The organism is Pseudomonas sp. PS02303 (assembly GCF_029959925.1).
GTDB lineage: Bacteria > Pseudomonadota > Gammaproteobacteria > Pseudomonadales > Pseudomonadaceae > Aquipseudomonas > Aquipseudomonas mandelii.
On the sequence record NZ_JASCOM010000596.1, the window covers coordinates 1 to 255 of the forward strand.

At 61.2% G+C, this 255-nt stretch carries 1 protein-coding gene; it reads left to right on the forward strand.

What is annotated here, in order from left to right; genetic code table 11:
- Window positions 1–255 (forward strand): immunoglobulin-like domain-containing protein (locus QMX98_RS35015; RefSeq protein WP_282412114.1); only part of this gene is annotated, 255 nt, incomplete at both ends.

Genomic DNA, 255 nt, shown 5'->3' on the forward strand with positions numbered 1-255 from the left:
CTCCGGTGACCGGCTCGCCGGTTGTCGTGACCTTGTCCAACGGCCAGACCATCACCATTCCGGTCGGCTCGAGCAGCGCCAGTGTGGACTTCATAACGCCAAACGACGCATTGGCGGGCGGTGGTTCGCTGAGCGTGAAAATCGACGACGCGAAGGGTGGCAACTACGAGAAGCTGGACATCGACGGCAAGTCGGCAGACACCTCGATTACTGATTCCGCAGACACCACCACCGTCAGCCTGAGCGCTACCGACT